The sequence below is a fragment of the Pseudomonas sp. AC355 genome (assembly GCF_979258205.1).
The window spans coordinates 763,070-788,367 of sequence record NZ_OZ409843.1; the positions used below are offsets into that span (position 1 = coordinate 763,070).

The following is a 25,298-nucleotide window of genomic DNA, read 5'->3' on the forward strand; positions in this document are numbered from 1 at the left end:
AATTTACGCAGACGTCACTGGCGTAGCCCGTCGTCGAGCGAAGCTGACCTAGCGTTTGCTACCTTTGCGCTCGGGCCCGCCGAGCAGCAGCGGGCCGTCCTTCGGCTTGCCTCGCGGATCGAAGTCGGACGGGAACTTGCCCTTCAGGTACCAGGCGAACGCGATGATTTCAGCGATGCAGCGGTACAGCTGCTCGGGTATCGCTTCGCCCAGTTCCAGGCGCGCGAGTAGGCGCACCAGTTCGGCGTTCTCGTAGATCGGAACATTGTGAGCCCGGGCGATGGCGAGTATCGCCTCTGCCAACTCGTCGTCACCCTTTGCACTTAGATTGGGGGCGTTTTGGCCGTCGTAAGTGAGGGCGATGGCTTGGCGTGGAGCTTTTTTACTCATGCGGTTTCGTCGACCCAGCGCTGTTCCAGTGAGGTTTTCGGGCCTTGCGGTGGTGTGCCCTGGCTGCAGGCCAGTTCGCCGACGGTAAGGCCCGCTGCGACCAAGCGTTCGCGCAGGTTGCTCAGTTCCCGATCAATCATTCCCGCGGTACTGGCGTGTTCTGCCCAGAGTTGGCTGGACAGGCTGCCATGGGCCAGTTGCGCCTGTACTTGGAGTGGCCCGAGGGGATCGAGATCAAAAGCCAGGTCGATGCGCCAGAGCGTTTCCTTGGTTTCCTGTTTCTCGGAGGGTGCCGGTTCCTCATGCTGGATTTTTACCTGCAGAGGTACCAGCTCATGCTGATTGCGCATGGGCACTTCTATCTGCCAGGTCGTTACCAGTGCGCCGTCGGGCCCGGTCTGGCTCTGAGCCAGGCTGGAAAGCTGGTGGGTCTGTAAGCGAGAGATGGCTGCGGCGGCGAGCTTGAGCAGTGCCTCGAGATCGGATTCCCCATCCATGGCCTGCAGCAGGCGGCTGGGCAGGGGGAAACTCATGGCTTGTTGACGCCCGCTACTCTGGCCGATATTGCCGAGAATGTTGCGGGCAAAGGCCGGTAGCGCCTGAGTCATGGCGTTGGCGGCTGCGGCTGCCAGCGGCGCAGAACCGGGCAACAACGGTAGCAACTGGCTGACCAGGCGCAGCAGGTTGGCCTTCATGTCGGTACTCAGTGCGCCGGGTTGACCAGCCAGCAGTTTACCTTCGAGAAACAGGCCACTGTTTTCCAAGGCCTGCATCAGCCCCTTGCCGCTACTCATCTGCTCGCCACTGGGCAGGCCGCCGAGCAGTTTGTCGATGCTGCCGCGCAGCCCGTCGGGCATGCCGCTCTGCTTGCCCATACCCTGCAGTGCCGACAGCAACCCTTCAAGCGAGCCCTGGCGACTCTGCTGAGTGCCGAGTTGCTGGAGTAGCGCCAACTGATCGAGTCGTCCGCTGAGCGGCAGGAAGGCCAGGGATTGATCGCCTTGCACGCGTGCGCTGAGCAGGCTGCCAAGGGGCAGGTTGAGGTGGGTTTCCAGGCTCAGCTTGCTGCCGGCCAGCGGCGTGTTGAGCAGGTTTACCAGCACCTTGTAGACGGCCTGCGCTGCCTGGGTAGGTAACGCTTCGCGGGAGATGACCTTGCCCTGTAGCAGCGTGCCGACGGGCAATTGCTCGAGGTCGATACTGGTCAGCGGTTTGCCGCCGGCGAGTAGCGCCAGGGCCAGACGCGTGTCGGACAGTGCCGTGATCGCCAGTGCCGTGCCCTGAGCCAAGGGCTGTGGGCTGCTAGCCTGCAACGTAGCCTGACGGCCGCTTTCCAGCGTCACGCGCAGCATCAGCTGGAAATTCTGCGCCACCTCCTTGAGGCCCACCACTTCTGCCTTGGCACTCTCACCGCTGCTCATCAGGCCGTCGAGGGGCTGCAAAAGCTTTACCGCCAGGTCGGCGGCATTGACTTGCGGCCTGCTGGCAGGAGGTGCTGCGGCGATAGGACGCGATCCACTGATCTCGGTCATTAAGTCTCATACTCTGTAGCCAAAAGCGCACTGCGAGTGGGCCTATTGGGCATGTATAATTCCGGCCACTTTAATGTCCGCATCATTATAGCGGCCACAATCGTCTCGACTTGAACCAGGTGCCCGCGCTGTGAGCAGTCCTTTTCTCGAAGCCATGGCACTTTCCTGCGAACGGGATTGGCGCCTGCTGTTCGAGAACCTCGATATTCAGCTGGACGCCGGGCAGATGCTACAGGTATCCGGCCCCAACGGCAGCGGCAAGACCAGCCTGCTGCGCGTGCTCGCCGGATTGAGACAACCCACCTCAGGGCAAATTCGCCTCAAGGGCCAGCCACTGACCAGCCGCAGCGGTGATCTGGCCAGTGACCTGCTGTGGATCGGCCATGCCGCTGGCATCAAGGGCTTGCTCAGTGCCGAGGAAAATCTCGCTTGGCTGTGCGCCCTGCATCGCCCCGCGAACCGTGAGCAGATCTGGCAGGCGCTGCAGGCGGTTGGGCTGCGAGGCTTCGAAGATGTGCCCTGTCACACTCTTTCGGCCGGCCAGCAACGCCGCGTGGCACTGGCGCGGCTTTATCTCGATGGCCCGCCGCTGTGGATTCTCGACGAGCCTTTCACTGCTCTGGACAAACATGCCGTGAGCCAGCTGGAAGACCATCTGGTTGCGCATTGCCAGCAGGGCGGCCTGGTGATTCTGACTACCCACCATACGTTGAGCCGCATGCCGGCGAGTTATCGCGATCTTGATCTGGGACAGCATTTCGCATGAACAGCGTATTTATGCTGCTGGCCGTGCGCGAGGCGCGACTGCTGTGTCGGCGCCCTGCAGAGCTGGCCAACCCACTGGTGTTTTTCGCTATCGTCATCGCACTGTTTCCGCTGGCTGTCGGCCCGCAAACGCAGCTGCTGCAAAGCCTCTCGCCCGGCCTGGTGTGGGTAGCGGCCTTGCTGGCTGTGCTGCTGTCCCTCGACGGCCTGTTCCGCAGCGACTTCGAAGACGGCTCTCTCGAACAATGGGTGCTTTCCTCCCATCCCTTGCCGCTGCTGGTGCTGGCCAAAGTCTGCGCTCACTGGCTGTTTTCCGGCTTGGCCCTGGTGCTGTTGTCACCCTTGCTGGCCTTGATGCTCGGGCTGCCGGTGCGCTGCCTGCCGGTGCTGCTTGCGTCCTTGCTGCTCGGCACGCCTATCCTCAGCCTGCTCGGCGCTGTCGGCGCTGCCCTCACCGTGGGGCTCAAGCGCGGCGGGCTGCTGCTGGCACTGCTGATTTTACCCTTGTACATCCCGGTGCTGATTCTTGGCAGCGGAGCCTTGCAGGCGAGTCTGCAGGGGCTGCCGGTGGCTGGTCATCTGTTATGGCTGGCCAGCCTCACCGCACTGGCAGTGACCCTGACGCCTTTCGCCATTGCCGCCGGCCTGACCATCAGTGTCGGCGAATGATTCAACCGTGCTACCGAGGATGGCCGCCGATTTCGGTTCTGGCCCCTACCTCGGAGAATGATGAGTGACCTGATGAATTGGACATGGTTTCACAAGTTGGGCTCGCCCAAATGGTTCTACGAGATCAGTGGCCGCTGGCTGCCCGGGCTGGCGATTGCCGCTGCCGTGCTGCTGGTCGTGGGTACGGTCTGGGGCCTGGCCTTCGCGCCGCCGGACTACCAGCAGGGCAACAGTTTCCGGATCATCTATATCCACGTGCCGGCCGCTTTTCTGGCGCAGTCGATCTATGTGATGCTGGCCGTGGCCGGCGTGGTCGGTCTGGTATGGAAGATGAAGCTGGCCGATATCGCCCTGCAGCAGGCTGCGCCCGTCGGCGCCTGGATGACCGCCATTGCATTGATCACCGGAGCGGTGTGGGGCAAGCCGACCTGGGGGACTTACTGGATCTGGGATGCGCGCCTGACCTCGATGCTGATTCTGCTGTTCCTGTATTTCGGCGTGATTGCCCTCGGCCAGGCGATCAGCAACCGCGACAGCGCCGCCAAGGCCTGCGCGGTACTGGCAGTGGTCGGGGTGATCAACATCCCGATCATCAAGTATTCGGTGGAGTGGTGGAATACCCTGCACCAGCCGGCCACCTTCAGCGTTATCGACAAGCCGACGATGCCCATGCAGATGTGGCTGCCGCTGTTGATCATGGTGCTGGGCTTCTACTGCTTCTTCGCTGCCGTGCTGCTGATGCGCATGCGCCTCGAAGTGTTGCGCCGTGAAGCACGCAGCAGTTGGGTGAAGGCCGAGATCCGCGCGCAGGTGGAGGGTAAACCATGAGTTTCGCGTCATTCGCCGACTTTCTCGCCATGGGCACTCACGGCCCCTATGTGTGGTCGGCCTACGGTATTTGCCTGGCCATACTGGTGTTGAACGTGGCGCTGCCGCTGCGCGCGCGACGTCGCCATTTGCAGGATGAGGCGCGTCGTATGCGCCGGGAGGAGACACGTTGAACGCTGTTCGCAAGAAGCGTCTGTTCATCGTACTGGCCATCGTCGCCGGCGTCGGTATCGCCGTAGCGTTGGCCTTGAGTGCCCTGCAGCAGAACATCAATCTGTTTTACAGCCCAAGCCAGATCGCCAACGGCGAAGCACCACGCGATACCCGTATCCGCGCCGGCGGCATGGTGGAAAAAGGTTCGGTGAAGCGCTCTGGTGATTCCCTACAGACCGACTTCGTGGTCACCGACTACGTAGCGCGGGTGACCATCCGCTTCCACGGCATCCTGCCGGATCTGTTCCGCGAAGGGCAAGGCATCGTCGCGATGGGCAAGATCGACGACAGCGGCATGTTGCTTGCCGATGAAGTCTTGGCCAAGCACGACGAAAACTACATGCCGCCAGAGGTCAAGCAAGCTTTGGAGCAGAGTGGTATGAGCAAGCAATACGAGAAGGCCGGGGAGACTGCGCAATGATTCCCGAACTCGGCCATCTGGCGATGATTCTGGCCCTTTGCCTGGCCCTAGTGCAGTCGACCCTGCCGCTGATCGGTGCCTGGCGCGGCGATCGGCAGTGGATGAGCCTGGCGCAGCCCGCGGCCTGGGGGCAGTTCGCCTTCCTGGTTTTTTCTTTCGCCTGCCTCACCTATGCCTTTATGGCCGACGATTTCTCCGTGGCCTACGTGGCACAGAACTCCAACACGGCGCTGCCCTGGTATTACAAATTCAGCGCCGTATGGGGCGCTCACGAGGGCTCGCTGCTGCTCTGGGCACTGATTCTCGGCGGCTGGACGTTTGCCGTGGCGATCTTCTCCCGGCAGTTGCCCGAAGAGATGCTCGCCCGCGTGCTGGGTGTGATGGGCATCATCAGCGTCGGCTTCCTGCTGTTTCTGATCATCATTTCCAACCCGTTCACCCGCCTGCTGCCGAACGTACCGGCCGATGGTCGCGATCTCAACCCGCTGCTGCAGGATTTCGGCCTGATCATCCACCCGCCGATGCTTTACATGGGCTATGTAGGCTTCTCCGTGGCTTTCGCCTTCGCCATTGCCGCGCTGCTCGGCGGCAAGCTGGACGCCGCCTGGGCCCGCTGGTCGCGGCCCTGGACCATCGTCGCCTGGGCCTTTCTCGGCATCGGTATCGCTCTTGGCTCATGGTGGGCCTACTACGAATTGGGCTGGGGCGGTTGGTGGTTCTGGGATCCGGTAGAAAACGCCTCGTTCATGCCCTGGCTGGTCGGCACCGCGCTGATCCACTCACTGGCCGTGACCGAGAAGCGCGGCGTGTTCAAGAGCTGGACGGTGCTGCTGGCCATTGCCGCGTTCTCCCTAAGTCTACTGGGTACCTTCCTGGTTCGTTCCGGGGTGCTGACGTCGGTGCATGCATTCGCTAGCGACCCCGAGCGCGGCGTGTTCATCCTTGCCTTCCTGCTGTTGGTGGTCGGCGGATCGTTGACCCTGTTCGCCTTACGCGCGCCGGTGGTGCGTAGCCACGTCGGTTTCAGCTTGTGGTCGCGGGAAACCCTGCTGCTGACCAATAACCTGATCCTGGTGGTGGCCGCTTCGATGATCCTCCTTGGCACCCTCTATCCGCTGGTGCTGGATGCCCTGAGCGGCGCCAAGCTGTCGGTCGGTTCACCTTATTTCAATGCGCTGTTCGTACCGCTGATGGGCTTGTTGATGGCGGTGCTCGCCGTTGGCGTAATGGTGCGCTGGAAGGACACCCCGCTGCGCTGGCTGCTCGGCATGCTCGCGCCGGTGCTGGTCGCCAGTGTGGGGTTGGCCTTGCTGGCCAGTTGGCTCTGGGGCGACTTCCATTGGGCGGTGCTGGGTGTTTGCATGCTGGCCGCCTGGGTGGTTCTGGCCGGGCTGCGCGACATTCAGGACAAGACTCGTCACAAGGGCTTGTTCAAGGGCATGGCCAGCCTGGGCCGCAGCTACTGGGGCATGCAGTTGGCGCACCTGGGCCTGGCGGTCTGTGCACTGGGCGTGATCCTCACCAGCCTCGGCAGTTTCGAGCGTGACATGCGCATGGCGCCGGGCGATGCCGTAGAGCTGGGAGGTTACCGGTTCGTGTTCGAGGGTGCGGCGCATCACGAAGGGCCGAACTTCATTTCCGACCGTGGCACTGTGCGCGTCTTCGAAGGGGAAAGGCAGATCGCTCTGCTGCACCCGGAAAAACGCCTGTACACCGTGCAGCAATCGGTGATGACCGAAGCGGGGATCGACGCCGGTCTGACCCGCGATCTGTTCGTTGCCCTTGGCGAGCCGCTGGAGCAGGGCGCCTGGGCCGTGCGCGTGCACATCAAGCCCTTCGTACGCTGGATTTGGCTGGGTGCTTTGCTGATGGGCTTCGGCGGCTTCCTCGCCGCATCCGACAAGCGCTACCGGATGAAGGTCAAGACCCGTGTGCGTGACGCCCTGGGCCAGCAGGAGGCACGAACATGAGACGGCTGATTTTGTTGCTACCGCTGGTGATATTTCTCGGCGTGGCGGTGTTTCTCTATCGTGGCCTGTTTCTCGACCCCGCCGAGCTGCCGTCGGCGCTGATCGACAAGCCCTTTCCAGCGTTCTCCCTGCCAGTAGTGGAGGGCGATCAACTGATCACCCAGAAGAATCTGCTGGGCAAGCCTTCGCTGGTCAACGTTTGGGCCACCTGGTGCGTGGCCTGCAAGGTCGAACATCCGGTGCTCAACAAACTGGCCTCCCTGGGCGTGAACATCCATGGCGTCAACTACAAGGACGACAACGCTGCCGCGCAGACATGGCTGAGCGATTTCCACGATCCTTATCAGCTCAACATCAGCGACCCCAAGGGCACCCTGGGCCTGGATCTGGGCGTGTACGGCGCACCGGAAACCTTTTTCGTCGACGCCAAGGGCATTATCCGCCACAAGTTCGTTGGGGTGATCGACGAGGCCGTCTGGCGTGAGAAGCTCGCGCCGCTGTACCAGCAGATGGTCGACGAGGCGGGGCAATGAGGCGTCTTTTGATCGGGCTGAGCCTGTTGCTGGTGCTGGTCGGTGTGGCCCATGCAGCCATCGACACCTACGAGTTCGCCAGCGAGGCCGAGCGTACCCGCTACCGCCAGCTCACCGAAGAGCTGCGCTGCCCGAAATGCCAGAACCAAAACATCGCCGATTCCGACGCGCCGATCGCCATGGACTTGCGCGCCGAGATCTACCGCAAGCTGGAGGCGGGCGACAGCAACGCGCAGATCATCGATTACCTGGTCGCCCGTTATGGCGACTTTGTGCTCTACAAGCCGCCGGTCACCCGGCGCACGCTGTTGCTCTGGTATGGCCCGGCAGCGCTTCTGGTCGGTGGCTTCGTGCTGCTCGGGGTGATCGTCGTGCGTCGTCGCAAGGGCGCTGCCGAGGTTTCCACAGGTTTGTCGAACGATGAACAGCAACGTCTGGCGCAACTGCTCAAGCAGGCGCCTCTGGATAAGAACGAGCCATGATCGAATTCTGGTTATCCGCCGGCCTGCTGTGTCTGGTCGCCGTAAGTTTTCTGCTGATTCCGCTGCTACGCGGGCGCAAGGTTCAGGCCGAGGAAGATCGCACGGCGCTGAACGTTACCCTCTATCAAGAGCGCGTGAGCGAGCTTGAGCGCCAAAACCAGGCAGGCACGCTGGACAGCAGCCAGTTGCAGGCGGCACACGACGAAGCCGCACGCGAGTTGCTCGCCGACACCGAGGGCAGCGGTGATGCCAAGGTTGGCCGGCGCCTGGGTCGTACGGTGCCGTTGATCATGGTGTTATCGATCCCGCTAGTCAGTGTGCTGCTTTATTCGCAATGGGGTGCTATTGAGGATGTTCAGCGTGCCCGCACCTTCGCCAGTGAGCCGCGCAGTATCGAGGAGATGACCGCGCGCCTGGAGCAGGCCGTGCAGAGCAATCCCGAATCACCCGAGGGTTGGTACTTCCTGGGCCGCAGCTACATGGTGCAGGAGCGTTCGGCGGATGCAGCGAGCGCCTTCGAACAGGCGGTCAAGGTGGCGGGTCGCGAACCGGAGCTGCTTGGGCAATGGGCTCAGGCGCTGTACTTTGCCGGTGGCAAACAGTGGACAGCGCAACTGGAGACCCTAACGGGCGAAGCCCTGCAGGCTGACCCGGAAGAGGTCACCAGTTTGGGCCTGCTGGGTATCGCCGCCTATGAGGAACAGCGTTTTCAGGACGCCATCGGCTACTGGGAACGCCTCGTCGCGATCTTGCCCGAGGGTGATCCATCCCGTCAGGCAATCGCGGGCGGCATCGCCCGGGCCCGTCAGGAAATCGACCCGCAAGCCGGCGCTGCCGCCGCCGCGCAGACGCCGGAAGTCAGCAGCCTGCAGGTGCGTGTCGAACTGGCGGATGCGCTGCGTGACAAGGTGCAGCCGGGCGACACGGTGTTCGTCTTCGCCCGCGCTGCCTCGGGGCCGCCCATGCCGCTGGCGGTCAAGCGCCTGAGCGTGGCCGATCTGCCGGCGCAGGTCAGCCTGTCGGACAGCGATGCGATGATGCCGCAACTGAAACTTTCCGGGTTCGACCAGGTTCAATTGGTGGCGCGCATTTCGCGCGCCGGCGATGCGAAAAGCGGCGAATGGATCGGCCAGGGGCAACCGTTGGCCAGCACCACGCAAACCGTGCAACGCCTGATCATCGATAGCGCTGACGGCAAACAACCATGAATAAATTGATGTCGGCTGCCCTTGCGGCCACCCTGTTGAGCCTCGCCGGCTGTACCTTGCACAGCCCCGCGCCCGGCACCGATGGCTCCTCGGCACCCGCTGGTTCACCGCCAGCCAGCAAATCCCACCCGCGCTTCGCACCGCCACCGGGCGTTTCCAGCCACTGGGACGGCGGGCTGGGGGTCTATGTCGTCGACTCCGAGCAGGACACCTACTACCGCGAACGTACCTTCTATCGCTGGAGCGACGGCTGGAACTGGGCCGGCACCCTGCAAGGCCCATGGCAACCCGTGGACAGCAGCGGCGTGCCGCCGGCCTTATATCGCCATCACGCACAGTAAGCTTGGGGCACTGGCGTTGAAACGATCATCGCTGGTGAATGATTCGGTGGCGTGATCCGCTCTACGAGTTGGCACGCTTTTGTAGGAGGTGCGCCCCCGCGCCGAATCGTGTGGGCGATGGCGAAATCGCGGTGTGGCGACAATCTTTTCGCGCCGGGGGCGACGCTCCCACAGGTAAGACCTCTGGTGCCGAACAGGCTCTTGCAAGGCACGGATCACGGATCACGGATTACTGCCTGTATCCTCCCGCCGCCAGTAACCGGCGGCCTTGATGCGCTCCTCATCGATGCCATGCTCGTCGATCAGCACACGCCGAATCTTGCGAGACTGATTGGCCTCACAGGCCACCCACGCATATACCTCGCCGTCAGGCATACGTAACGCACCCGCGGCGTCGACCAGGCTGCCTTCGCCGCGAATCAGCCAGTGCAGTTCTACATCGGCCACGCTGGGTAATGGCTGCTTCTCAGCCTCGTTCTCGATCTCCACCAGTACCGTCGCCTTGCGCCCTGGCGTGAGCACCTCCAGCCAGCGGCCAATGGCGGGCAGGGCGGTTTCATCGCCGATCAGCAGGTAGGCGTCGAAAATATCCGCTACTACCAGAGAGCTACGCGGCCCTGCGATGTACAACTGCTGGCCCGGCTGCAACTGACTTGCCCAGGTTGAGGCTGGGCCGTCGCCATGTAGAACGAAGTCCACATCCAGTTCACCTGCATGCGGGTCATAGCGGCGTGGCGTGTAGTCTCGCGTCACCGGTCGCTCGCCATCGCGGCCTGCCAGAAAGTCATCGAGGCGGCGTTGTTCAGCCTCGTCGCGGGCGAATAGCAGCTTGATATGGTCATCCGCGGCGGCAGAAACGAAACCTTCGAGCGACTCGCCCGTGAAGGTCACCCGGCGCATGCGTGGGGTGACATCCGCCACCCGTGCCACCGTCAGGCGGCGGCGGACGATGGGGTGCATCACACGCTCGATGGTCTTGGCCATTAAAGTCACTTGTTTCACTCCTTTCTCCAAGAGGGGCGCCTTGCTCCGATGAGGGAATGTCAGCTTTGCGCCGCTGGCGCAAGGTTCTGACTGTGATCGCTGTCGATTGCCTTGCGATTATCGCACCGCAGTTCGATAATCGCGCATATCGTCAGGATGAGTTGATAGCCCATGACCGAGTCCCGTTCTCTGCCAAGCCCGATGGCGCCGCCTATCATTGCCTCGCCGGCGAAACGTATCGAGGCCCTCACCGGTGACCCGAACTTCATGACCTCCCTGGCGCGCGGCTTGGCGGTTATCCATGCCTTCCAGGAGCGCAAGCGCCACCTGACCATCGCGCAGATCAGTCACCGTACTGAAATCCCCCGCGCAGCCGTGCGGCGGTGCCTGCACACGTTGATGAAACTGGGTTATGTGACCACCGATGGGCGTGTTTATTCACTGCTGCCCAAGGTGCTGACGCTGGGCCATGCCTACTTGTCATCGACGCCGATGGCGGTAACCGCTCAGCCGATCCTTGATCGCCTCAGCGAGCAACTCCACGAGGCTTGCTCCATGGCTACGCTGGAGGGCGACGAGATTCTCTACATCGCCCGCTCGGCAACGCCGCAGCGGCTGATTTCCGTTGACTTGAGTGTGGGCAGCCGGCTGCCGGCCTATTGCACCTCCATGGGCCGCATCCTGCTGGCTGCGCTGGATGATGCGGCGGTGGACGATTACCTGAGCCACGCCGAGCTGCAGGTAAAAACCAGTCGCACGCTGCACACGCCTGAAGACTTGCGGGCCTCTATCGAAGAAATCCGTCGTCAGGGCTGGGTGATTATTGACCAGGAACTGGAAGTCAGCCTGCCGGTCCATCGCCGTCCCGCTCAAGGACTCCGCAGGCCAAGTGCTGGCGGCGCTCAACGTTGGCACCCATGTAGGGCGCGTTTCGAGACAGGATCTGGAAAATCGCTTCTTGCCGATCCTGCTGGAAGCCAGTCACGAACTGAGTACGCGGCTGTTCCAGTAGCGCACCCCCGGGTGTCGCTGCGCTCGATCTGGGCTACTTGGGAGTGATCGTGAGATCCGTAGCCTGGGTCGAGCGAAGCGATACCCAGGAAATGCTCGCCATCCCATCTCTCTGCCTACCCGGCCCGCGGTCTACTCATTCAACAACCTGATGATGGCTGGGCCAAGGCTTCTATCTGTCTACACTCGGCCTGTCTTTCATTGGCTAGCAGGGCAGGTTGCGTATGCACAATCGCATGATGATCACGGGTGCCGGCTCCGGCTTGGGGCGCGAAATCGCGCTGCGCTGGGCGCGTGAGGGCTGGCGCCTGGCGTTGTCGGACGTCAACGATGCGGGCCTTGCCGAAACGCTACGCTTGGTGCGCGATGCTGGCGGAGAAGGGTTCACCCAGCGCTGTGACGTGCGCGATTACAGCCAACTGACGGCTTTTGCGCAGGCCTGCGAGGAAAAATTGGGCGGCATCGACGTCATCGTCAATAACGCCGGCGTGGCCTCTGGTGGTTTCTTTGCCGAGCTATCGCTGGAAGACTGGGACTGGCAGCTGTCGATCAACCTTATGGGAGTGGTCAAGGGCTGCAAGGCGTTTCTACCACTGCTCGAGCGCAGCAAGGGGCGCATCGTCAACATCGCCTCGATGGCGGCGCTGATGCAGGGCCCAGGCATGAGCAATTACAACGTGGCGAAGGCCGGTGTGGTGGCGCTGTCGGAGAGCTTGCTGGTCGAGTGCAAACCACTGCAGGTCGGTGTACATGTGGTGTGTCCCTCGTTCTTCCAGACCAATCTGCTCGATTCTTTCCGCGGACCCACGCCAGCGATGAAAGCCCAGGTCGGAAAGTTATTGGAGAGTTCACCTATTAGTGCTGCGTTCATCGCCGATTACATCTTCCAGGCAGTGGCCGATGGGCAATTCATGATCCTGCCTCATGAGCAGGGTCGCCAAGCCTGGGCGCTAAAGCAGAAGAACCCACAACTGCTCTATGACGAAATGACCGTGATGTGCGAGAAAATGCGCGCCAAGGCAACCAGTCACCGCGAAGGCTGAACCATCACCAAACGTAGGAGCGCCGCCCTCGGCGCGAAGGCGATTGTAGCCACCCCGTAAATGCCTGGCGCTGCCAACATTCGCCGCGGGGTCGCGGCTCCTACAATGTTATCGGTAGCCACGTCTATAGGAGCGTCGCCCTCGGCGCGAAGGCGATTGCAGCCATCCCGTAAATGCCTGGCGCTGCCAGCATTCGCCGCGGGGTCGCGGCTCCTACAATGCTAGCGGTAGCCACGTCTGTAGGAGCGTCACCCCCGGCGCGAAGGCGATTGCTGCCATCCGCCGGAAGAAAGTATCTTCTGATACTGGCCACGGCATTTTTCCAGGGACGATAGCCTTGCTGTCAGGCTTGCCCTGGGCCAGGTCTGCCGGTAGGGTTGCCGCCTTGGCTAACCTGGCCACCTGATCAGGAAATCTCGTGAAACCCGTCTCTCGCGCTTTGTTGCTGTTGGCTCTAGTGGCTGCAGCGGTGAATTTGCGCCCTGGCATTACCTCGCTGGCGCCCCTTATCGAACGTATTGCCCAGGAGCTGTCCCTGAGCCGAGGCTTTATCAGCCTCACCACCGCGCTGCCGGTACTTTGTATGGGCTTGCTGGCGCCGTTGGCTCCACGTCTGGCGGTCAAACTAGGGTTGGAACGCACCCTCACACTGTGTCTTGGCGCTATCACCCTGGCGTTGATGCTACGCCTGATCGGCCATTCCAGCGTGATGCTGATCGGCAGCGCTATGCTATTGGGCGCCGCTATCGCGATTGCCGGGCCCCTGCTGTCGGGGTTCATCAAACGCCATTTCGTTGGGCGCATGGGTCAGGTGCTGGCCTGGTATTCCCTGAGCATGGCCATCGGTGGTGCGGTCGGTGTCGTGCTGACTATGCCGGCTACGCAGTTGTTCGCCGATGATTGGAGCTACGGCTTGGCTATCTGGGCGTTACCTGCCGCGCTGGCTGTGGCGATCTGGTGCTACCTGCCCAAGCAGCAGGCCGAACCGCTGAACAGCGAAGATGCAGTTGCCGGTTTGCCTTGGCGCGAACCGCGTGCGTGGTTGATTAGTGTCTATTTCGCCCTGCAGGCAGGTTTGTTTTATGCGATTGCAACCTGGACAGTCGCGCGCTACCAGGAGGCAGGCTTGTCAGCCGCTCATAGCAACACGCTGTTCAGTCTGGCGATGTTGATGGGCCTGCCGAGTTCCTTTCTGTTGCCGTGGCTGGTACAGCGCGTGAGCAATCACTATCTGCTGATGGTTGCTTGTGGCTCTATGACGCTTATCAGCCTGAGCATGATCACCTTCCAGCCCACCTTCGTACCTGAGCTCTGGGCGTTGACATTGGGTTTCGGCATGAGTGGTTCCTTCGCCCTGTCGCTGCTGCTGCCAATCTACGAAGCAGGCTCGCCCATGGCCGTGAGCCGCTGGACGGCCATGATGCAGGGCATGGGCTATAGCGTGGCGTGCCTGACCCCATTGCTCACTGGCCTGGCGCGCGACATGGCCGGTACCTACAAGATGCCTTTCATGGTACTAACCAGCATGGCAGTCGTTATGGTGCTGCTGGCCTGGTTGATGCGCAAAGGCCCACGTCGTAGCAACGCGTAGAAAGCGTGTTGACTCTTGCCCGGCGAGAGCCCGGTCGGAATCAGAGGCGTAGGAGCGTCGCCCCCGGCGCGAATTGATAGTCGCCACACCGCGGCTCCGGGGTTGCCCATACAAATTTGGCGCGAGGGCGCACCTCCTAAAGACGGTTGGCTATCCTCAGCGCTTATCGCTAAAACCCATCATGGTTAACACTTGGGGCCTCGAAGTTCCCCTGGACTGCCGGGTTATGATAGAAGGCAGCCAGTTTTTTGCGGAGTGTCCCCGTGGGATCGGAATCCATCGTCTATGGCTGCATTCGTGACTGGCCGTCCGACAGCCCATCGGAAAGTCGCTTGCGGCGCCTGCTCAATTTGCAGGTGCTGGAAAGCTTGCCAGTTGGCGATGCATGGCCGTTTCTTGGCCGCGAGATGTTTTCCTGCTGCCAACAGCCTGGCAGCGGTCTGTACCAAACACAGGTCATCCACTTCGGTGCGAGCTACCAGACCATCGAGTACGAATGGAAGCTCTGGGTCGCTGAGTTCGAGGCTCTGCTCAAGCGCCTTTATTGGGCCAGTGCCGTGGTGCACCTGGAAACCGAGTTGAGCGGCACCCATACCTTTCGCTGGGAGTCGGACACCGGTCTGCACAGCCCCCACGACGGCGCCTTGCGCGTACGTTGCGCGTGGGAACGAGAGGGCGGTTTACGCGGCTAGGGTTCTGGCGTATCTGTCGCCGCCAGCCCTTGCGAGAGTCTGCATGAACTGATCTATTTTCCACAGGACGACAATGCTCAACTATTTCTGGTTCTTTCTCGCCGCGGTATTCGAAATCGCCGGTTGTTACGCCTTCTGGATGTGGCTTCGCATGGGCAAGAGCGCCTGGTGGATTGCACCGGGGATATTCAGCCTGCTTTTTTTCGCCCTGTTATTGACGAGAGTCGAAGCCGCTTACGCCGGCCGTGCCTATGCAGCGTATGGCGGCATCTACATCGTCACATCACTGCTGTGGCTTGGCGTCATCGAGAAAGCCCGTCCCTTGAGCAGCGATTGGCTTGGCGCAGCACTATGCGTGATTGGCGCTTCGATCATCCTGCTGGGGCCACGCTTCTCGCAGACCTGAGGCGCCCTCGTTGGGATACCGGCCCGTAGGAGCGTCGCCCTGGCGCGAAACGATTGCGGCCATCATTCAAATTTGAATCAAGGCCACTATTCGCCGCGGGGGCGCGGCTCCTACAGGATTTGCAAATCCCGAGCGCTCTGTAGGAGCGTCGCCCCGGCGCGAAACGATTGCGGCCATCATTCAAATTTGCATCAAGGCCACTATTCGCCGCGGGGGCGCGGCTCCTACAGGATTTGCAAATCCCGAGCGCTCTGTAGGAGCGTCGCCCCCGGCGCGAAAGCAATTGCAGCCATCATTCAAATTTGCATCAAGGCCACATTCGCCGCGGGGGCGTGGCTCCTATAGGATTTGCAAATCTCGAGCGCTCTGTAGGAGCGTCGCCCCCGGCGCGAAAGCAATTGCAGCTTCGCTACAAGATCTCGCCATCCCCCGGTTTAGCAAAGTAACGTTGGCGCTTACGCCTCATCCTCCACCAGCCACTCCTTCGGCACATCGCGTTTGAGCGCCAACTGGCATTGTTGGCTCTCCGGGTCGAATATGATTACAGCCTCGCCTTTATCCAGCGCGCGCCGAACGCGGGCAATGCGTGTTTCCAGCGGTGTTTCGTCGCCATTGTCAGTGCCGTCACGGGTGACGAAGTCCTCGATCAGGCGAGTGAGGGTATCTGCCTCGAGCAGATGGGCGGGAATCAGCACAGTTTTCTCCTGAGACCCTCTCGGGCCTCTGACCAGCAAATGCATGAGATATTTTGGACGGCAGCTTTGAGGTTTTGATCACCTCTTTCGCGCGTTAGCAAGCCGGGCAGGGTACGCATATCCTCAGCAAACCGCTCGACAAAGCAACATTCCAATCCAGACAACGACTTACGTTCATCTGCCCGAATCCCTCATGGCTATTTCAAGAACTCAAGCACATTTTCCGGATTGGTGATTTTTTAGGCTGTTCAAAAGCTGATCAGCGTGCTAAAACCGTTCCATCGAGTGACATAGCCGCTTGAAAATGAAGGGAAAAGTATGACCAAGTCGGAGCTGATCGAAAGAATCGTCACCCACCAAGGGCAGCTTTCAAACAAAGATGTCGAGCTGGCCATCAAAACCATGCTGGAACAGATGTCCCAGGCGCTGGCGACTGGCGATCGCATCGAGATCCGTGGTTTCGGCAGTTTTTCCCTTCACTATCGCGCTCCGCGCGTTGGCCGTAACCCGAAAACCGGCCAGTCTGTGCGCCTGGATGGCAAGTTCGTCCCGCACTTCAAACCCGGCAAGGAATTGCGCGATCGGGTCAATGAGGACGAAGAGGAATAGGGTTCAACACCTACCGCTCAAGCTTGATCGGCTCGTCATCACCGCCACTTCCCGCCCAGCGACTCGTAGCCTGGATCAGCCGAAGGCGTAATCCGGGAATCGAATCCAATCCCGCAATGCCACCAAAAGTTAAAGGATTAACTGATGGACTATCCGCGCATCACCCACCATGGCGCTCAAGATGGCGTCACCGGTTCCTGTCATCAACTGCATATGGCAGCAAACAGTAGCGTTCTCATCGACTGTGGCCTTTTCCAGGGCGCCGACGCTTCCACCCACGGCGCTCGAGCCGATCACCAGATAATCGACTTCGCTCTGGATAGCATTCGCGCACTGATCGTTACCCATGTGCACGCCGACCACGTAGGGCGCATTCCTTACTTGCTCGCCGCAGGCTTCAAAGGCCCGATCCTGTGTAGCGAGCCCTCTGCCAAGTTGCTGCCCATCGTGCTGGAGGATGCCTTCAAGCTGACTTTCAGCCGCGATCAGAAGCAGGTCGAGCGTTATATAAAGGAAGTGCAGCAGCGAATCATCGCACTGCCCTACAACCACTGGTTCACTCTGCACGATAGCGATGGGCTGGCTAGCAAAGTGCGCCTGCAGCGCGCCGCCCATATGCTCGGTTCCGCCTACGTCGAGGTGGATCTGCAGTACGACCCGGGCCTGCCCAGCAAGCGCATCGTCTTCTCGGGCGACCTCGGTGCCCCGGGCGCCCCAATCCTCAAGCCCTGTATACCGCCACGCCGTGCGGACATCCTGGTATTGGAGAGCACCTACGGCGATCGCTTGCACGAAGACCGTAGTACACGCCGCCAGCGCCTGGAACAGGTCATCGAACATGCCCTGGCCAATAACGGCACCGTGCTGATTCCCGCCTTCAGCGTCGGGCGCACGCAAGAGCTGCTCTACGAGCTGGAAGACATCATCCATAGCAAGAAACTGAACACGAAATCCCAGCACGACTCTCCTGTAGGAGCGGGCCCCGGCCGCGAACAATCTCCATCACGCCGCAGCCCGGAAGATACCGCACCGACTCAGAAAAACAGCGAGAACGAACCTGATATCGCTTGGCCAAGCCTGCCGATCATCTTGGATTCGCCCCTGGCCAGCCGCTTCACCCAGGCCTACCGCGAACTGAAAGATTACTGGAACGACGAAGCGCAAACCCGCGTGCAGTCAGGCAGAAGGCCGCTGGCGTTCGACCAACTGATTACTATCGACAGCCACGCCGACCACCAGAAGATCCTCAACCACTTGGTAAGCAGCGCCAGGCCATCCATCGTCATCGCCGGCAACGGCATGTGCTCCAGCGGCCGCATCGTCAACTACCTGAAGGCCATGCTGGGCGACCCACGCCACGACGTGCTGTTCGTTGGCTACCAAGCCAAAGGAACGCCAGGCTATGCCATCCAGCGCTTCGGCCCGCGCAATGGTTACGTGGAGTTCGACGGCCAGCGCTACGACATTCGAGCTGGTGTGCACAGCATTGGCGGGTACTCCGCGCATGCGGATCAGGCTGGACTGGTGAGCTTTGTGACGGGGATGGAGGAGTGGCCGGGGGATATTCGGTTGGTGCATGGGGAAGGAGGTGCAAAAGCCGCTTTGCAACAAGTCTTACTGACCCGCTATGCACAAAACGGATTGCCACTAACGATCGGTGCACGAAGCACATATGCTAAATTACCCAAAAGCATAATACAGAAGAACAAATATACAGTTTGAATAGCTAACAGCAGAGATATCAAATGTCAATCGTATTGATATGTATGACAACTTACTCACAAACGTGAGTACAATGTCCCGCTTTGGCGTTACGCACTATGCGGGCAGATAGTGTGAAATTTGATCGCTGCAGCGTTTATGGCACCGTAGATCTCGGTAAGTCATAGTCTTAGGAGAGATCACCGTCCAAGGCAAGGTCGCTGGCTCAAGTGGAATGTAGTGATGGCGAAGGTTGTGCAAGGGACTGTTGGGCCGACGCGGCGCTTGCATGCAAGCGAATTTTCCCGCATCCGAAAATTTGAGCGCCATTACCGACTGCTTCCAGCTCATACTGTGTCTGATCAATCTATATTAATAGCCTCACGCCGATCATTTTCTGCCGAACGGCACGATCCAGACTCTTCTTATGCGCGCTATATGTTGAGTACAAACGCTTTGATACGTTACAAGAGAGCCCAGCTGAGAGGTGGGTTCTGGCTTGGCTTATCGCCGCGAGGCCTGTACCTGAGCTGGAGCCGTTCTATCAATCTAGGGAACGCTGTGCAATGGCTGTAAAAACTCTATGTGTCTTTGGAACGCGTCCGGAAGCAATAAAAATGGCGCCCCTAGCGCTTGCTCTGGAAGAGGATGAACGGTTCGAGGCCAAGGTCTGTGTTACAGGACAGCACCGTCATATGCTCGATCAGGTGCTCGGTTTTTTCGGAGTCACTCCTGATTTCGATCTCAATATCATGAGGCCAGGTCAGGATCTGACGGACGTCACCACTGCAATTCTGCAGGGTTTGAAGGCGGTGTTTTCTGAGTTTAGGCCAGACATCGTACTGGTACATGGCGACACCGCTACCACGCTTGCGGCCAGCCTAGCTGCTTACTACCAGCAAATTCCTGTGGCCCACGTCGAAGCCGGTTTGCGCACTGGCAACATCTACTCTCCTTGGCCGGAGGAGGGCAATCGCAAACTTACTAGTGCGCTTGCCGCGCTGCACTTCGCGCCGACGGAGACCGCCCGCGATAACCTGTTGCGTGAAGGTATTAGCGAGCAAGACATAGCTGTAACAGGCAATACGGTAATTGATGCGCTCCTGCAGGCGGTAGGCAAACTGGATAGTGATATTAAATTACGCATAGAGTTGGAGGCGCGCTTTCCGTTTCTGAATCCTGATCGTAAGTTGGTGTTGGTCACCGGTCATCGTCGAGAAAGCTTCGGTGATGGCTTCGAGCGCATATGCCAAGCGTTGGTGGAAACTGCGAATTGCTTTCCAGACGTTGAAATAGTTTACCCCGTTCATCTGAATCCGAATGTACGAGAGCCAGTAAATCGATTGCTCGTAGGGATTGATAATATACATCTGATAGAGCCGCTAGACTACTTGCCTTTTATTTATATCTTGAATCGTGCCACTTTGGTGATAACTGATTCTGGAGGGGTGCAAGAAGAAGCGCCTTCCTTGGGGAAGCCCGTTCTTGTAATGCGGGATACGACAGAGCGCCCTGAAGCTGTCATGGCAGGTACAGTGAAATTGGTCGGAACAGATACAGAATCTATCGTTCAGTCAGTGCACTCCTTGCTGAGCAATACTGATTTATATAAGAAAATGAGCCAGGCTCATAATCCATATGGTGATGGGCAAGCTTGTGCGCGAATAATAGGAAAATTGTCCGCCGTGATTAAGAGCTTCTGATGATATTTAATGATATTTCTATAATTGGCTTGGGTTATATCGGTTTGCCCACCGCTGCTATGCTTGCATCTCGTAAGCAGCGTGTCGTTGGTGTCGATATCAATTCAAATGTCGTGCGCACTATTAATAAGGGACGTGTTCACATTGTTGAGCCGGGACTTGATTCGATGGTTCATACAGCTGTCATGCAGGGGTATTTGAGAGCGACAACAGTAGTTGAACCAGCTGATGTATTTATTGTTTCGGTTCCTACACCCTTTAAGTCTGATTACGAGCCTGATCTTTCCTATATCGAAGCGGCAAGTAAAGCTGTGGGAGCAGTGCTCAAAAAAGGGGATTTAGTGGTACTCGAGTCAACTTCTCCTGTCGGCGCTACTGAGCAGATGGCAGCTTGGCTTGCTGAAGTCCGCCCGGATCTTACATTTCCGCAAGTCGCTGGCTCTGAGTCCGATATCCGAATCGCTCATTGTCCCGAGCGAGTTCTCCCAGGTCATGTTTTGCATGAGCTGGTACACAATGATCGGGTGATCGGTGGGATGACGCCTCGTTGCTCCCAGGCGGCGGTCAGTCTTTACAAATTGGTTGTCAAAGGTGAATGCATCGTCACCGACGTGCGCACGGCGGAATTATGCAAGTTGACAGAAAATACCTTCCGCGATGTGAATATTGCTTTCGCTAATGAGCTGTCGATCATCTGCGACAAGCTGGGCATTGATGTATGGGAATTGATCCGTTTGGCCAATCGGCACCCGAGAGTGAATGTCTTGCAGCCTGGGCCTGGGGTCGGTGGGCACTGTATTGCGGTCGATCCCTGGTTTATTGTCAGTCAAGCTCCGAAGGAGTCGCGCCTCATCCGTACCGCCAGAGAGGTGAACGACAGTAAGCCCCACTGGGTTTGCGCTAAGGTCGACCTGCTAATCGATGAGTTGGTTCAGCGCACTACAAAAGCTAGGCATGAGCTTAGAATTGCCTGTTTTGGTCTGGCATTCAAGGCCAACATCGACGATGTCAGAGAGAGCCCAGCGCTTGCAATTACGCTTGATATCGCTACGCGTTATCCAGGGCAGGTGATGGCTGTTGAGCCTCATCTCAGCTCGGCACCTACTGCTCTGATCGAGGCTGGTGCTGAGTTTGTCGATTTTTCTACTGCAGTCACCGCAGATGTTTTGGTTTTTCTGGTTGACCATACGGCTTTCAATCATGAGTCTCTCTTGTTGAGTGGGTGCCAGCGACTACTGGATACTCGCGGCGCTATAGCTGCTTCTGTTCGCCAGGAATGAGTTTAGGGTGTTTTTCATAGATGTTTATTGTTTTGGATAGGGGTTTTCAATGAAGCAGCAGCTTCTCGGTCGGTTGACTGAGCGTACCGCCAGCATAGGTATCGTCGGGTTGGGTTACGTCGGGCTGCCACTGGTACTACGTTATGCAGAAGTAGGCTACAAAGTGATCGGTTTTGATATTGATCATTCCAAGATACATTGCATCGCAGCAGGTAAAAGTTATATTGAGCACATTTCTGCTGAGGCGATTTCGGATGCTGTGGCCCAAGGCTTCGAGGCTACTTCGGACTTTACCCGAGCCACTGATGTCGATGCACTGATTCTCTGCGTGCCCACCCCCCTTAATAAATATCGTGAGCCTGATCTGAGCTTCGTGCTAAATACTATGGATTCATTGGTACCCCATCTCCGTGCTGGGCAGATTGTATCTCTGGAAAGCACAACTTACCCGGGCACTACAGATGAAGAATTGTTGCCACGTATTGAGTCACGCGGTTTCAAGGTGGGGCAGGATATCTTTCTAGTGTACTCACCCGAGCGTGAAGATCCGGGCAACCCGGATTTCACCACCCGCAGTATTCCAAAGGTTTGTGGTGGTCATACTCAGGCTTGCCTGGATATTGGCATGGCGTTGTATGGTCAAGTAATCGACCGAGTCGTTCATGTTTCCAGCACCCGCGCTGCGGAAATGACCAAATTGCTGGAAAATATCCATAGGGCAGTCAACATCGGCCTTGTCAATGAGATGAAGATTGTTGCCGACAGGATGGGTATCGATATCCATGAAGTAATTCGCGCAGCAGCGACCAAGCCCTTTGGTTTCGTGCCGTATTATCCGGGGCCGGGGCTTGGGGGGCACTGCATTCCAATCGATCCTTTCTACTTGACCTGGAAAGCACGTGAGTATGGCTTACATACACGTTTTATCGAGTTAGCAGGGGAGGTCAACTCTGCCATGCCAGATTACGTGATCTCCAAGCTAAATGGCGCACTGAATGATCGAAAGAAGGCGATTAATGGCAGTAAGGTCTTGGTGCTAGGAATTGCATATAAGAAAAATGTCGATGATATGCGTGAGTCTCCTTCCGTTTTCATGATGGAAAAATTGCGAGATCTTGGGGCAGATGTTCACTATAGTGATCCACATGTACCCGTCTTTCCAAAAATGCGCGAACACTACTTTGATTTAACTAGTAAAAAACTGACGGGGGATTTGATTGCTTCATATGACTGTGTATTGCTGGCCACTGATCATGATAAGTTCGATTTCGAACTGATCAGAACTTCTGCTCAACTGATTGTTGATGCAAGAGGAAAATACCTAGAGCCGGCTGGAAATATTGTAAAAGCCTAACTATTTGGAGTGATAAAGATGTTGACGGATAAAACTATTTTGGTGACGGGTGGTACGGGTTCTTTTGGTAATACGTTCGTACCAATGACCCTTGCGAAATATAATCCGAAGAAAATCATCATTTTTTCCCGTGATGAGATGAAACAGTGGGATATGGCCAAGAAATTCGAAGGCGATCCTCGCGTGCGTTTTTTCATTGGCGATGTACGCGATAAGGATCGCTTGTATCGTGCTCTAGATGGTGTCGACTACGTTGTGCATGCCGCTGCCACCAAGATCGTCCCAACTGCCGAGTACAATCCGTTCGAATGCATCAAGACCAACATCAACGGTGCCATGAACCTGATTGATGCCTGTATCGACAAGGGCATCAAGCGCGTAGTCGCGCTGTCAACGGACAAGGCCAGCAGCCCAATCAACCTGTACGGTGCAACCAAACTGGCTTCGGACAAGTTATTTGTTTCTGGTAACTCCTACGCTGGTGGGCACGACACGCGTATGGCCGTTGTGCGTTACGGTAATGTGATGGGCTCACGTGGTTCGGTGATCCCATTTTTTATGTCGATCAAGGATAAAGGTGTTCTACCTATTACAGATGATCGCATGACTCGCTTCATGATTTCTCTCGAAGAGGGCGTCGAACTGGTCTGGCATGCCTTCGACGACATGGAGGGAGGTGAGATCTACGTTAAGAAGATTCCGTCCATGAAAGTGACAGATCTAGCTTCCGTCGTTGCCCCCGAAGCGAAGCAGGAAATTATCGGTATCCGCCCTGGCGAGAAGCTTCACGAGCAAATGATCAGCGCGGAAGACTCGTACTACACCTACGAATACCCGGAGCACTACAAGATCCTTCCGGTTATCAATAACTGGTCGACTTGCGCCGAGCGTATCAAGGACGGTACCAAGGTTCCTGAGGGCTTCGTCTACTCCAGCGACAACAACACCGAGTGGATGAGTGGTGAGGCTCTGCAGGCTTGGATTGACAAGAACCGTGAAAAGATCGGGAGCATCTGATCCATGATCCCCTATGGTCGCCAGGACATTACCCAAGCGGACATCGATGCTGTTGTCGCAGTGTTGCAATCCGACTTCCTGACTCAGGGCCCCATGGTGCCGACTTTTGAGCAGCGTGTAGCGCAGCATGTGGGGGCGCAGCACGCGCTAGCCGTTAACAGCGCCACTTCCGCACTGCACATTGCTTGCCTAGCTCTCGGGCTTGGTTCAGGCGATCATTTGTGAACCACTCCGGTCACCTTTGTTGCATCGTCCAACTGCGCTTTGTACTGCGGAGCTCAAGTTGATTTCGTAGACATAGACCCTCGTACCTACAATCTTTGTCCGCACGCCCTGGAGCAGAAGTTGGTGCAGGCAGAGCGTGAAGGGCGCCTACCAAAAATAGTGGTGGCGGTGCATCTGTGTGGCCAGCCTTGCGATATGCAGGCTATTCATGCGTTGTCGCAACGTTATGGCTTCAAGGTTATTGAAGACGCTTCCCATGCCATCGGTGGTAAGTACCAGAATGAGTTTATTGGTAACTGCCTTTATAGCGATATCACAGTCTTCAGTTTTCACCCGGTAAAAATTATCACTACCGCCGAAGGTGGAATGGTACTTACTAATAGTCCTGAACTAGCCGCTGAAATGGCTTTGCTGCGTAGTCACGGAATTACTCGTGATCCAGCACTCATGACTCAAGAAGCAGATGGCCCATGGTATTACCAGCAGATCAGTCTTGGTTTCAATTACCGTATGACTGAGCTGCAGGCGGCATTGGGCGTCAGCCAGATGGATCGCCTCGACCAATACGTTGCCCGTCGGCACCAGTTGGCCGCACGTTACGACAAGCTACTGGATACATTACCGGTCACCAAGCCTTGGCAGCATCCAGATAGCTACTCGGGGCTGCACCTCTACGTGATCCGCTTGCAACTGGAAAAGATCGGTAAATCTCACCGCCAAGTTTTCGAGTTGCTGCGTGAGAAAGGGGTCGGGGTCAATCTGCACTACATCCCGGTTCATACTCAACCCTATTACCAAGCGATGGGCTTCGAGGTTGGAGATTTTCCTCAGGCCGAGAGCTACTACCGCGAAGCGATCAGTCTGCCGATGTTCCAGACCCTGAGCGATCAAGATCAGGATCTGGTCGTTGCCATCCTTCGTGAGGTGCTATACGTATGAGGTTAGCGATCATCCCGGCTCGTGGCGGCAGCAAGCGTATTCCGCGTAAAAATATCAAGGCGTTCTGTGGCAAGCCGATGATTGCCTGGTCTATCGAGGCGGCGCTTGAAAGCGGTTGCTTCGATCAGGTTGTTGTGTCCACTGACGACTCGGAGATTGCAGCGGTTGCACGACAGTATGGGGCGGCGTTGCCCTTCATGCGACCTGCCGAGCTGGCAGATGATCACACCGGCACGCTCCCTGTTATCCGGCATGCCATCGAGTGGTTCAGGGCTCAGGGACAAGTAGTTGACCAGGCTTGCTGCCTTTATGCCACTGCACCATTCATTTGCGTGGAGGATATTCAGCGAGGGCTGGAGATACTTGAGCAGACCGGAAGCGATTATGCCTTCTCGGTAACCAGTTATGCCTTCCCTACTCAGCGAGCCATTCGCATTACCGAAGCCGGGAGGGTTGAGATGCTCAACCCAGAGCATTTCAATACACGCTCTCAGGATCTTGAAGAGGCTTACCACGATGCTGGTCAGTTCTATTGGGGGTGTGGTGACGCATGGTTGGAGGGCAAGGTAATTTTCAGTCCGGCTGCAGCGCCTGTCGTTTTGCCTCGTCATCGTGTTCAGGACATCGATACGCCTGAAGACTGGTTGCGAGCAGAATGGATGTTCAAGGCAATGCAGCACGCGCAGAGCGTTTGAC

Annotated in this window: 25 protein-coding genes and 2 pseudogenes; 23 read left to right on the forward strand and 4 right to left on the reverse strand. The window is 58.1% G+C overall.

The window, feature by feature from the left end; all coding sequences use genetic code 11:
- Positions 1–48 precede the first annotated feature (48 nt).
- Entirely contained in the window at positions 49–390 is a 342-nt protein-coding gene (locus ACZ0AI_RS03680; protein WP_463564608.1) for an EscU/YscU/HrcU family type III secretion system export apparatus switch protein, read from the reverse strand.
- On the reverse strand, positions 387–1,922 hold the full coding sequence (gene fliK / locus ACZ0AI_RS03685; RefSeq protein WP_463564609.1) for a flagellar hook-length control protein FliK: 1,536 nt from the start codon (positions 1,920–1,922) through the stop codon (positions 387–389). Before fliK ends, ACZ0AI_RS03680 begins: the two co-directional genes overlap by 4 nt.
- Positions 1,923–2,052: 130 nt before the next feature.
- On the opposite strand from fliK, the gene ccmA reads away from it, so the two are divergent.
- The 10 genes from ccmA (at position 2,053) to ACZ0AI_RS03735 (ending at position 9,352) form a co-directional block, all read left to right on the forward strand.
- Positions 2,053–2,688: a cytochrome c biogenesis heme-transporting ATPase CcmA gene (gene ccmA, locus ACZ0AI_RS03690; RefSeq protein WP_463564610.1), complete on the forward strand. Its 636-nt coding sequence runs from the start codon at positions 2,053–2,055 to the stop codon at positions 2,686–2,688.
- Positions 2,685–3,356, forward strand: coding sequence for a heme exporter protein CcmB (gene ccmB / locus ACZ0AI_RS03695; RefSeq protein WP_463564611.1), 672 nt, complete (start codon positions 2,685–2,687; stop codon positions 3,354–3,356). Before ccmA ends, ccmB begins: the two co-directional genes overlap by 4 nt.
- A gap of 69 nt (positions 3,357–3,425) precedes the next feature.
- Entirely contained in the window at positions 3,426–4,184 is a 759-nt protein-coding gene (locus ACZ0AI_RS03700) for a heme ABC transporter permease (RefSeq protein ID WP_463566045.1), read from the forward strand.
- A complete protein-coding gene (gene ccmD / locus ACZ0AI_RS03705) occupies positions 4,181–4,357 on the forward strand; it encodes a heme exporter protein CcmD (RefSeq protein ID WP_463564612.1) in 177 nt (58 codons plus the stop codon). The genes ACZ0AI_RS03700 and ccmD overlap by 4 nt, the downstream gene beginning before the upstream one ends.
- A complete protein-coding gene (ccmE, locus tag ACZ0AI_RS03710) occupies positions 4,354–4,818 on the forward strand; it encodes a cytochrome c maturation protein CcmE (RefSeq protein ID WP_463564613.1) in 465 nt (154 codons plus the stop codon). The genes ccmD and ccmE overlap by 4 nt, the downstream gene beginning before the upstream one ends.
- Entirely contained in the window at positions 4,815–6,788 is a 1,974-nt protein-coding gene (locus ACZ0AI_RS03715; RefSeq protein ID WP_463564614.1) for a heme lyase CcmF/NrfE family subunit, read from the forward strand. Before ccmE ends, ACZ0AI_RS03715 begins: the two co-directional genes overlap by 4 nt.
- Complete coding sequence (locus ACZ0AI_RS03720; RefSeq protein ID WP_463564615.1) at positions 6,785–7,321, forward strand: DsbE family thiol:disulfide interchange protein; 537 nt, start codon at positions 6,785–6,787, stop codon at positions 7,319–7,321. The genes ACZ0AI_RS03715 and ACZ0AI_RS03720 overlap by 4 nt, the downstream gene beginning before the upstream one ends.
- Positions 7,318–7,803 (forward strand): cytochrome c-type biogenesis protein, encoded by a 486-nt coding sequence (locus tag ACZ0AI_RS03725; RefSeq protein ID WP_463564616.1) that lies wholly within the window; start codon positions 7,318–7,320, stop codon positions 7,801–7,803. The genes ACZ0AI_RS03720 and ACZ0AI_RS03725 overlap by 4 nt, the downstream gene beginning before the upstream one ends.
- On the forward strand, positions 7,800–9,011 hold the full coding sequence (ccmI, locus tag ACZ0AI_RS03730; protein WP_463564617.1) for a c-type cytochrome biogenesis protein CcmI: 1,212 nt from the start codon (positions 7,800–7,802) through the stop codon (positions 9,009–9,011). The genes ACZ0AI_RS03725 and ccmI overlap by 4 nt, the downstream gene beginning before the upstream one ends.
- Entirely contained in the window at positions 9,008–9,352 is a 345-nt protein-coding gene (locus ACZ0AI_RS03735) for a hypothetical protein (protein ID WP_463564618.1), read from the forward strand. Before ccmI ends, ACZ0AI_RS03735 begins: the two co-directional genes overlap by 4 nt.
- Before the next feature lie 222 nt (positions 9,353–9,574).
- Here ACZ0AI_RS03735 and ACZ0AI_RS03740 read toward each other — a convergent pair whose 3' ends face one another.
- The gene (locus ACZ0AI_RS03740; protein ID WP_463566046.1) at positions 9,575–10,336 is read right to left on the reverse strand and encodes a siderophore-interacting protein; all 762 of its coding nucleotides are present in this window, start codon (positions 10,334–10,336) and stop codon (positions 9,575–9,577) included.
- Between the two features lie 171 nt (positions 10,337–10,507).
- On the opposite strand from ACZ0AI_RS03740, the pseudogene ACZ0AI_RS03745 reads away from it, so the two are divergent.
- The 5 genes and pseudogenes from ACZ0AI_RS03745 to ACZ0AI_RS03765 all read left to right on the forward strand — a co-directional run bounded on the left by ACZ0AI_RS03745 (position 10,508) and on the right by ACZ0AI_RS03765 (position 15,079).
- A pseudogene (locus tag ACZ0AI_RS03745) lies at positions 10,508–11,348 on the forward strand (IclR family transcriptional regulator domain-containing protein).
- A gap of 223 nt (positions 11,349–11,571) precedes the next feature.
- Positions 11,572–12,390: an SDR family oxidoreductase gene (locus tag ACZ0AI_RS03750; RefSeq protein WP_463564620.1), complete on the forward strand. Its 819-nt coding sequence runs from the start codon at positions 11,572–11,574 to the stop codon at positions 12,388–12,390.
- Positions 12,391–12,808: 418 nt separating this feature from the next.
- Positions 12,809–13,981 carry an MFS transporter gene (locus ACZ0AI_RS03755; RefSeq protein ID WP_463564621.1) on the forward strand — a complete coding sequence of 391 codons (1,173 nt, stop codon included), beginning with the start codon at positions 12,809–12,811 and terminating at the stop codon, positions 13,979–13,981.
- A gap of 263 nt (positions 13,982–14,244) precedes the next feature.
- Complete coding sequence (locus ACZ0AI_RS03760; RefSeq protein ID WP_463564622.1) at positions 14,245–14,673, forward strand: hypothetical protein; 429 nt, start codon at positions 14,245–14,247, stop codon at positions 14,671–14,673.
- Positions 14,674–14,746: 73 nt separating this feature from the next.
- Positions 14,747–15,079 carry a YnfA family protein gene (locus ACZ0AI_RS03765; RefSeq protein WP_463564623.1) on the forward strand — a complete coding sequence of 111 codons (333 nt, stop codon included), beginning with the start codon at positions 14,747–14,749 and terminating at the stop codon, positions 15,077–15,079.
- A 455-nt stretch (positions 15,080–15,534) separates the two neighbouring features.
- On the opposite strand, the gene ACZ0AI_RS03770 is transcribed toward ACZ0AI_RS03765, so the two are convergent.
- Positions 15,535–15,774, reverse strand: a complete 240-nt coding sequence (locus ACZ0AI_RS03770) for a YheU family protein (protein WP_463564624.1) — start codon at positions 15,772–15,774, stop codon at positions 15,535–15,537.
- 318 nt (positions 15,775–16,092) lie between these two features.
- On the opposite strand from ACZ0AI_RS03770, the gene ihfB reads away from it, so the two are divergent.
- From ihfB to pseF, 8 genes and pseudogenes are all read left to right on the forward strand, one after another.
- The gene (gene ihfB, locus ACZ0AI_RS03775) at positions 16,093–16,383 is read left to right on the forward strand and encodes an integration host factor subunit beta (protein WP_463564625.1); all 291 of its coding nucleotides are present in this window, start codon (positions 16,093–16,095) and stop codon (positions 16,381–16,383) included.
- Positions 16,384–16,527: 144 nt separating this feature from the next.
- Positions 16,528–18,105, forward strand: a complete 1,578-nt coding sequence (locus tag ACZ0AI_RS03780; RefSeq protein WP_463564626.1) for an MBL fold metallo-hydrolase — start codon at positions 16,528–16,530, stop codon at positions 18,103–18,105.
- Positions 18,106–18,650: 545 nt separating this feature from the next.
- Positions 18,651–19,787 (forward strand): non-hydrolyzing UDP-N-acetylglucosamine 2-epimerase, encoded by a 1,137-nt coding sequence (wecB, locus tag ACZ0AI_RS03785; protein WP_463564627.1) that lies wholly within the window; start codon positions 18,651–18,653, stop codon positions 19,785–19,787.
- On the forward strand, positions 19,787–21,067 hold the full coding sequence (gene wecC, locus ACZ0AI_RS03790; RefSeq protein WP_463564628.1) for a UDP-N-acetyl-D-mannosamine dehydrogenase: 1,281 nt from the start codon (positions 19,787–19,789) through the stop codon (positions 21,065–21,067). The genes wecB and wecC overlap by 1 nt, the downstream gene beginning before the upstream one ends.
- Positions 21,068–21,116: 49 nt before the next feature.
- Entirely contained in the window at positions 21,117–22,421 is a 1,305-nt protein-coding gene (locus ACZ0AI_RS03795) for a nucleotide sugar dehydrogenase (protein ID WP_463564629.1), read from the forward strand.
- A gap of 18 nt (positions 22,422–22,439) precedes the next feature.
- Positions 22,440–23,438: a UDP-N-acetylglucosamine 4,6-dehydratase (inverting) gene (gene pseB, locus ACZ0AI_RS03800; protein ID WP_463564630.1), complete on the forward strand. Its 999-nt coding sequence runs from the start codon at positions 22,440–22,442 to the stop codon at positions 23,436–23,438.
- Positions 23,439–23,441: 3 nt separating this feature from the next.
- Positions 23,442–24,602 (forward strand): annotated as a pseudogene (pseC, locus tag ACZ0AI_RS03805) (UDP-4-amino-4,6-dideoxy-N-acetyl-beta-L-altrosamine transaminase).
- Positions 24,599–25,297 (forward strand): pseudaminic acid cytidylyltransferase, encoded by a 699-nt coding sequence (gene pseF, locus ACZ0AI_RS03810; protein WP_463564631.1) that lies wholly within the window; start codon positions 24,599–24,601, stop codon positions 25,295–25,297. Before pseC ends, pseF begins: the two are co-directional and overlap by 4 nt.
- Position 25,298: the final 1 nt, after the last annotated feature.

Bases quoted from the DNA above. Each gene is read 5' to 3' on its own strand.
- ACZ0AI_RS03680 (WP_463564608.1), bottom strand. From the start codon at position 390: ATGAGTAAAAAAGCTCCACGCCAAGCCATCGCCCTCACTTACGACGGC.
- fliK (WP_463564609.1), bottom strand. From the start codon at position 1,922: ATGACCGAGATCAGTGGATCGCGTCCTATCGCCGCAGCACCTCCTGCC.
- ccmB (WP_463564611.1), top strand. From the start codon at position 2,685: ATGAACAGCGTATTTATGCTGCTGGCCGTGCGCGAGGCGCGACTGCTG.
- ccmD (WP_463564612.1), top strand. From the start codon at position 4,181: ATGAGTTTCGCGTCATTCGCCGACTTTCTCGCCATGGGCACTCACGGC.
- ACZ0AI_RS03715 (WP_463564614.1), top strand. From the start codon at position 4,815: ATGATTCCCGAACTCGGCCATCTGGCGATGATTCTGGCCCTTTGCCTG.
- ACZ0AI_RS03720 (WP_463564615.1), top strand. From the start codon at position 6,785: ATGAGACGGCTGATTTTGTTGCTACCGCTGGTGATATTTCTCGGCGTG.
- ACZ0AI_RS03725 (WP_463564616.1), top strand. From the start codon at position 7,318: ATGAGGCGTCTTTTGATCGGGCTGAGCCTGTTGCTGGTGCTGGTCGGT.
- ccmI (WP_463564617.1), top strand. From the start codon at position 7,800: ATGATCGAATTCTGGTTATCCGCCGGCCTGCTGTGTCTGGTCGCCGTA.
- ACZ0AI_RS03735 (WP_463564618.1), top strand. From the start codon at position 9,008: ATGAATAAATTGATGTCGGCTGCCCTTGCGGCCACCCTGTTGAGCCTC.
- ACZ0AI_RS03740 (WP_463566046.1), bottom strand. From the start codon at position 10,336: ATGGCCAAGACCATCGAGCGTGTGATGCACCCCATCGTCCGCCGCCGC.
- ACZ0AI_RS03750 (WP_463564620.1), top strand. From the start codon at position 11,572: ATGCACAATCGCATGATGATCACGGGTGCCGGCTCCGGCTTGGGGCGC.
- ACZ0AI_RS03765 (WP_463564623.1), top strand. From the start codon at position 14,747: ATGCTCAACTATTTCTGGTTCTTTCTCGCCGCGGTATTCGAAATCGCC.
- ihfB (WP_463564625.1), top strand. From the start codon at position 16,093: ATGACCAAGTCGGAGCTGATCGAAAGAATCGTCACCCACCAAGGGCAG.
- ACZ0AI_RS03780 (WP_463564626.1), top strand. From the start codon at position 16,528: ATGGACTATCCGCGCATCACCCACCATGGCGCTCAAGATGGCGTCACC.
- wecB (WP_463564627.1), top strand. From the start codon at position 18,651: ATGGCTGTAAAAACTCTATGTGTCTTTGGAACGCGTCCGGAAGCAATA.
- wecC (WP_463564628.1), top strand. From the start codon at position 19,787: ATGATATTTAATGATATTTCTATAATTGGCTTGGGTTATATCGGTTTG.
- ACZ0AI_RS03795 (WP_463564629.1), top strand. From the start codon at position 21,117: ATGAAGCAGCAGCTTCTCGGTCGGTTGACTGAGCGTACCGCCAGCATA.
- pseB (WP_463564630.1), top strand. From the start codon at position 22,440: ATGTTGACGGATAAAACTATTTTGGTGACGGGTGGTACGGGTTCTTTT.
- pseF (WP_463564631.1), top strand. From the start codon at position 24,599: ATGAGGTTAGCGATCATCCCGGCTCGTGGCGGCAGCAAGCGTATTCCG.